The organism is Streptomyces boncukensis (assembly GCF_011045075.1).
GTDB lineage: Bacteria > Actinomycetota > Actinomycetes > Streptomycetales > Streptomycetaceae > Streptomyces > Streptomyces boncukensis.
The window spans coordinates 36,866-43,465 of sequence record NZ_JAAKZZ010000006.1 but is presented as its reverse complement, the minus strand read 5'-3'; the positions used below and the strand labels follow the sequence as shown (position 1 = coordinate 43,465).

At 73.4% G+C, this 6,600-nt stretch carries 5 protein-coding genes and 1 pseudogene; 4 read left to right on the top strand and 2 right to left on the bottom strand.

Annotated elements, in window-relative coordinates; translation table 11 throughout:
* Positions 1-132, top strand: a pseudogene (locus G5C65_RS01525) (IS481 family transposase); the annotation flags it as partial.
* Between the two features lie 104 nt (positions 133-236).
* Here G5C65_RS01525 and hemE read toward each other — a convergent pair.
* On the bottom strand, positions 237-1,334 hold the full coding sequence (gene hemE / locus G5C65_RS01520; RefSeq protein WP_165296722.1) for a uroporphyrinogen decarboxylase: 1,098 nt from the start codon (positions 1,332-1,334) through the stop codon (positions 237-239).
* Positions 1,335-1,407: 73 nt separating this feature from the next.
* On the opposite strand from hemE, the gene G5C65_RS01515 reads away from it, so the two are divergent.
* The 3 genes from G5C65_RS01515 (at position 1,408) to G5C65_RS01505 (ending at position 4,265) form a co-directional block, all read left to right on the top strand.
* Entirely contained in the window at positions 1,408-2,049 is a 642-nt protein-coding gene (locus G5C65_RS01515) for a DUF3000 domain-containing protein (RefSeq protein WP_165296721.1), read from the top strand.
* Positions 2,050-2,234: 185 nt separating this feature from the next.
* Positions 2,235-2,912 carry a LuxR C-terminal-related transcriptional regulator gene (locus tag G5C65_RS01510; RefSeq protein WP_165296720.1) on the top strand — a complete coding sequence of 226 codons (678 nt, stop codon included), beginning with the start codon at positions 2,235-2,237 and terminating at the stop codon, positions 2,910-2,912.
* Between the two features lie 90 nt (positions 2,913-3,002).
* Positions 3,003-4,265: an HRDC domain-containing protein gene (locus tag G5C65_RS01505; RefSeq protein WP_165296719.1), complete on the top strand. Its 1,263-nt coding sequence runs from the start codon at positions 3,003-3,005 to the stop codon at positions 4,263-4,265.
* A gap of 192 nt (positions 4,266-4,457) precedes the next feature.
* Here G5C65_RS01505 and G5C65_RS01500 read toward each other — a convergent pair whose 3' ends face one another.
* Positions 4,458-6,599, bottom strand: a complete 2,142-nt coding sequence (locus G5C65_RS01500) for a 3-hydroxyacyl-CoA dehydrogenase NAD-binding domain-containing protein (protein WP_165296718.1) — start codon at positions 6,597-6,599, stop codon at positions 4,458-4,460.
* Position 6,600: the final 1 nt, after the last annotated feature.

Sequence of the window (6,600 nt, the reverse complement as noted above, 5' to 3'; positions counted from 1 at the left end):
CGCTCAGAGCAGGAACGACGCGACGCGTTCCCCCGCTGGCTGCACTCCTACAATCACCACCGCGGACACACCGCGCTCGCAGGCAAACCACCCGCCAGCCGCGTCCCCAACCTCACAGGGCAATACAGCTAGCCCTCCCCCGGGGCGCCCCGAAGGGGCGCGGGGAACTGCGCGACCAGCCGCAGCCCGCGACGAAACCGCACGGGGCAGACCCGACCCAGCGCGGCTGGGCCGGTTCAGGGCCGGGCGGAGGAGCGTTCGTGGACGTGGGCGACGAGATCCGTCAGCGCCTCCGGCTCCGTCTGCGGCAGCACCCCGTGGCCCAGGTTGAAGACGTGCCCCTCCAGCCCGCGGGCCGACTCCAGCACCTCGTCGGCCTTCGCCCGCACCGCCGCGCGCGGCGCGAACAGCACGGCCGGGTCCAGATTGCCCTGGAGCGCCCTGCCGGGGCCGACGCGGCGGGCCGCCTCGTCCAGCGGGACGCGCCAGTCGGCGCCGACCACATCGGCGCCGGCCTCGCCGAGCAGGCCCAGCAGTTCTCCGGTGCCGACACCGAAGTGGATGCGCGGCACGCCGTAGGGGGCGATCTCGGCGAACACCTTGGCGGAGGCGGGCAGCACGGAGCGGCGGTAGTCAGCGGGGGACAGCGCGCCGACCCACGAGTCGAAGAGCTGCACGGCGGCGGCGCCCGCCTCGATCTGCACCCGGAGGAACATCGCGGTGATGTCCGCGAGCCTGTCGAGCAGTTCGGCCCACAGCTCCGGGTCGCCGTACATCAGCGCCTTGGTGTGCTCGTGGTTCTTGGAGGGGCCGCCCTCGACGAGATAGCTGGCGAGGGTGAACGGCGCCCCGGCGAACCCGATCAGCGGGGTGCCGCTGCCGCTCAGCTCGCGGGTGAGGATGCGGACGGCCTCGGTGATGTACGGGACGTCCTCCGGGTCCAGCTTGCGCAGCCGCGCCAGGTCGGCACGGGAGCGGATGGGCCGCTCGACGACGGGCCCCACGCCGGGCTTGATGTCGAGGTCGACCCCGATGGCCTTGAGCGGCACGACGATGTCGCTGAAGTAGATCGCGGCGTCAACTCCGTGGCGGCGCACGGGCTGCAGCGTGATCTCGGCGACCAGGTCGGGCCGCATGCAGGAGTCCAGCATGGCGATGCCCTCGCGCACCTTGCGGTACTCCGGCAGCGAGCGCCCGGCCTGGCGCATGAACCAGACCGGCGTGTGCGGGACGGGCTCACGGCGGCACGCGCGCAGGAACGCCGAGTCCCGCACGGCGTCCGGGAGGGCTTCCTGGTCGTTCTGCTGGCCCGTGGGGCGGTCGTTTCCACTCACAGGGGAAGTCTCCCACGGCCGTCCGGGGTGTCCTTACCGCCCTCGGACGCACGGTCCGCCTAATCTTCCGCCCATGACAGCGGCGAGAGCATCCAGGGCGGGCAACTCCGGTGGCGACGACGGGGACTCGTTCCCCCTTCCGTTCCGGCAAGCCGTCACGGCGCTCAGCGCGGCCCGGCCCCGGCCGCAGGTGAGGATCTCGCCGCTGCCCGCGCCCCGGCGGCTGGCGCCGTACGCGTTCGCGCTGGAGGCGGCGGTCAGCGACCCGGACGGCGCGGGCGAGGAACTGGCCGACGGCCGTTTCGTACTGCTGCACGACCCCGAGGGGCAGGAGTCCTGGCAGGGCATGTTCCGCGTGGTCACGCTGGGGCGGGCGGAGCTGGAGCCGGAGATGGCGCAGGATCCGCTGCTGCCGGAGGTGACGTGGTCCTGGCTGACCGGCGCGCTGGAGGCGCGGGAGGCGGAGTACGGCGCGCCGAGCGGCACGGTGACGCGGTCCGGCTCCACGTTCTTCGGCGGGCTGGCGGAGCGGGCCCCGCAGGAGGTGCTGGAGATCCGGGCGAGCTGGACCCCGGCGGGGGGCGAGGGGGCGCCCGAGGTGGCCGCTCATCTGTCCGCGTGGTGCGAGATGCTGTGCCAGTGCGCCGGGCTGCCCCCGGAGACGGGTGACAGCGGCTCGGTGGTCCAGCTCCCCCAGCGCCGCGGCCCGCAGTAGCGCTCGCCGTCCCGGGGCATACCCGCCCCCGTCCGGGGGACTCGGGGCAGGGGGTCACCCCTTCGTGATCATTCTCTAAAGGCTCGGGGGAGAGCTGCCGAAGAGGTCTGTGACCCTTCCATACGGAATACCCGACTCGTCCGCGTCGGGCCCGTCCCCAGCCACTCCACTCCTCAGGAGGCCCGGTGTCTGTTCTCCTTGAGCACCCCACAAGCCTGGTCGCCTACCGCCCGAACAAGCCGACGGCCATGGTGGTCGTGGCCGACCCCCGCGTCCGTTCGACCGTGACCCGCCATCTGTGGGCGCTCGGTGTACGGGACGTGATCGAGGCGTCGTCGATCGCGGAGGCACGTCCCCGAATCGGCAATCCGCGCGACATCTGCGTCGCCGATGTCCATCTCCCCGACGGTTCCGGGCTCAGCCTGCTGTCCGAGACCCGGGCAGCGGGCTGGCCGAACGGACTGGCGCTGTCGGCGGCCGATGACATCGGCGCGGTGCGCAACGCCCTCGCGGGCGGCGTCAAGGGCTATGTCGTCACCGGCACCCGGACCAACCTCGGCGGGGCGCTCCCGACGCGGCACGGCGCCGCGCAGATCGGCGCGGCGGCGGCCCGGATGCACCGCAGGCCGGGCGGCGGCCCCGGCGGTCCCGGGCACCCCGGCGGCTACCGCGAGCTGTCCGGCCGCGAGGTCGAGGTGCTGCGCCTGGTGGCCGAGGGCCAGTCGAACAAGGCCATCGGCGTGTCCATGGGCCTGTCCGCGCTGACGGTGAAGAGCCACCTGGCCCGGATCGCCCGCAAGCTGGGCACCGGCGACCGCGCGGGGATGGTCGCCGTGGCCCTGCGCACCGGCATCATCCACTGAGTACGCGGCCCGCGGGCCGCACAGCGCCCGTCGCGGTAACGTTCCGTCGGCGGGCGCTGCGCACTCCGTGCACGCGGATACCCTTGACGGGTGACCGACGCCCAAGAGACCGCATCAGCAACCGCAGCTCAGGCCCCTGCCCCGGAATCCGGTCCGGCGCCGGTCCCACTCCTGGCTCCGCGTGAGGGCATTCCCCCGGTGACCGTGACGTCCCACGAGCTGGGCCGGGTCACAGCCTCGTTCGCTCAGGCCACGGGACCGGTCGCCGTCGACGCCGAGCGCGCCTCGGGGTACCGCTACGGGCAGCGGGCCTATCTGATCCAGCTGCGCCGCGAGGGCGCGGGCACGGCGCTGGTCGACCCGGTCGCCTGCCCGGACCTCTCCGGGCTGGACGCGGCGCTGTCCGGCACGGAGTGGGTGCTGCACGCGGCGACGCAGGACCTGCCGTGCCTCCGCGAGATAGGTATGCAGCCCACCAGCCTGTTCGACACCGAACTGGCGGGCCGGCTGGCGGGCTTCGCCCGGGTCGGCCTGGGCGCGATGGTCGAGAACGTGCTCGGCTACGCGCTGGAGAAGGGCCACTCCGCGGTGGACTGGTCCACCCGCCCGCTCCCCGAGCCCTGGCTGCGGTACGCGGCGCTCGATGTCGAGCTGCTCGTCGACCTGCGCAACGCGCTGGAGGAGGAGCTGAGCCGGCAGGGGAAGCTGGAGTGGGCCCGGGAGGAGTTCGCGGCCATCGTGGCGGCGCCCGCGCCGCCGCCGCGCAAGGACCCCTGGCGGCGCACCTCCGGTATGCACAAGGTCCGCCGCCGCAGACAGATGGCGGCCGTGCGCGAGCTGTGGACGGCGCGGGACGCGGTGGCCCAGCGGCGCGACGTCTCCCCCGGCAAGGTGCTGACGGACGCTGCGATCGTCGAGGCGGCGCTGGCGATGCCGGCGAGCACCCGCGCGCTCGCGGCGCTCCCCGGGTACGGCCAGCGGATGAGCCGCAAGCAGCTGGAGCAGTGGCAGGCCGCGGTGGACCGGGCGAGGACGCTGCCGGAGTCGGAGCTGCCGCAGCAGAGCCAGGCGCCGGGCGGGCCGCCCCCGCCCAGGTCCTGGGCCGACAAGGACCCGGCGGCGGCCGCGCGGCTCACCGCCGCGCGCTCCGGGGTGACCGCGCGGGCCGAGGAGCTGAACCTTCCGCAGGAGAACCTGCTGACGCCGGACACGGTCCGACGGCTGTGCTGGGAGCCGCCGGACCCGCTCACCCGGGACGCCGTCACCGGCGCGCTCCGGGCGCTCGGCGCGCGGGAGTGGCAGATCGGGCAGACGGCCGCCCTGCTGACGGCCGCGCTGGCAGTGTCCGGGTAGCCCTCTGTCCTTCCGGCGCCCTATGGGGGTGCCCCGCCTGTACTCTCGCGGCTGCGAGTCCTCCCCCAAGCTCTCGGCTTCGCTCGAGCAGGGAGGTACCCCCATGGCTGGTCGCGCAGTTCCCCGCGCCCCTGCGGGGCGCCCCGCAGGGGCGCCCCGCCGACGGGGCGCCCCTCCTTCCGGCGTACCGGGCTAGGCGGGCACGCTGGCCACGCCCGGCTCCAGGAAGCGGCGGCCCGTGACGCGCTCGCTGACGCCCTCGCGGTCCAGGTAGGGGGTCACGCCGCCCAGGTGGAAGGGCCAGCCCGCGCCGGTGATCAGGCACAGGTCGATGTCCTGCGCCTCGGCCACCACGCCCTCGTCCAGCATCAGCCGGACCTCCTCGGCGATGGCGTCCAGCGCGCGGTCGCGGACCTGCTCCTCGGTCAGCACCGTGTCCCCGACCTCGAAGAGCTCGGCGACCTCCGGGTCCAGCTGCTCGGTGCCGGGGGTCAGCAGGTTGCGCTTGCCCGCCTCGACGACCCGGCCCAGGTTCCCGGAGACCGCGAAGCGGTCCGGGAACGCGGTGTGCAGGGTGCCGGCGACATGGTGGGCCACGGCCGGGCCGACCAGCTCCAGCAGCACGATCGGCGACATCGGCAGCCCGAGCGGGGCCAGCGCGCGGTCCGCGACCTCGGCCGGGGTGCCCTCGTCGATGGCGCGCAGCACCTCGCCGAGGAAGCGGGTCAGGACGCGGTTGACGACGAACGCCGGGGCGTCCTTCACCAGCACCGCCGTCTTCTTCAGCTGCTTGGCGACGCCGAACGCGGTGGCCAGCGCGGCGTCGTCGGTGCGCTCGCCGCGCACGATCTCCAGCAGCGGCAGCACGGCCACCGGGTTGAAGAAGTGGAAGCCGACGACCCGCTCGGGGTGCTGGAGCTGGGAGGCCATCTCGCTGACCGACAGCGAGGAGGTGTTGGTGGCGAGGATGGCATGCTCCGGCACCACCGCCTCGACCTCCGCGAACACCTTCTGCTTGACGCTCATCTCCTCGAACACGGCCTCGATGACGAAGTCCGCGTCCGCGAACGCCGCCGCCTTGTCCAGCGAGCCGGTGACCAGGCCCTTGAGGCGGTTCGCCCCGTCCTGGTTGACGCGGCCCTTCAGCAGCAGCTTGTCGATCTCCTCGTGGCAGTAGGCCACGCCCTTGTCGACCCGCTCCTGGTCGATGTCGGTCAGGACGACCGGCACCTCCAGGCGGCGCGCGAACAGCAGCCCGAGCTGCGAGGCCATCAGCCCGGCGCCGACCACGCCCACCTTGGTGACCGGGCGGGCGAGGGACTTGTCCGGGGCGCCCGCCGGGCGCTTGGCCCGCTTCTGGACCAGGTTGAAGGCGTAGATGCCGCTGCGCAGCTCACCGCTCATGATCAGGTCGGCCAGCGCCACATCTTCTAGATCAAATCCAGCTTCCGCGTCGAAGCCCTCCTCGGCGGAGCCGAGGCTCTTCGCGTTCGCGATGATGTCGAGGGCGCGGTACGCGGCGGGCGCCGCGCCGTGCACCTTGCTGTCGGCGATCTCCCTGCCGCGCGCGACGGCCGCGTCCCAGCCCTCGCCCCGGTCCACCTCGCCGCGTACGACCTCGGTCTCGCCGCTGAGCACCGAGGCGGTCCAGCGCAGCGAGTCCTCCAGGAAGTCGGCGCCGTCGAAGAGCGCGTCCGCGATGCCCAGCTCGTACACCTGCGCGCCCTTGAGCTGGCGGTTCTGGTTGAGCGAGTTCTCGATGATCACGCTCACCGCGCGGTCGGCGCCGATCAGGTTGGGCAGCAGCGTACAGCCGCCCCAGCCGGGCACCAGCCCGAGGAAGACCTCGGGGAGGGCGAAGGCGGGCAGCGCCCTGGAGACGGTGCGGTAGGTGCAGTGCAGGCCGATCTCGACGCCGCCGCCCAGCGCCGCGCCGTTGTAGTACGCGAAGGTGGGAACGGCCAGCTGGGACAGCCGTTTGAAGACCTCGTGGCCGCCGTGCGCGATGGCCAGCGCGTCCTCGTGGCGCTTCACCAGCTCCACGCCCTTCAGATCCGCGCCGACGGCGAAGATGAACGGCTTGCCGGTGATGCCGACGCCCTTGATCTTCCCCTCCGCGGCCTCCTGCTCGACCTGGTCGAGGGCCGCGTCCAGGTTCGCCAGCGACTGCGGGCCGCAGGTGGTGGGCTTGGTGTGGTCCAGGCCGTTGTCGAGGGTGATGAGGGCGAAGGCGCCGGCCCCGCCGGGGAGGTCGAGGTGGCGGACGTACGCCTGGGTGACGACCTCGTCGGGGAAGAGCTCGGCGGCGCCCTTCAGCAGCTCAGCGGTGCTCATT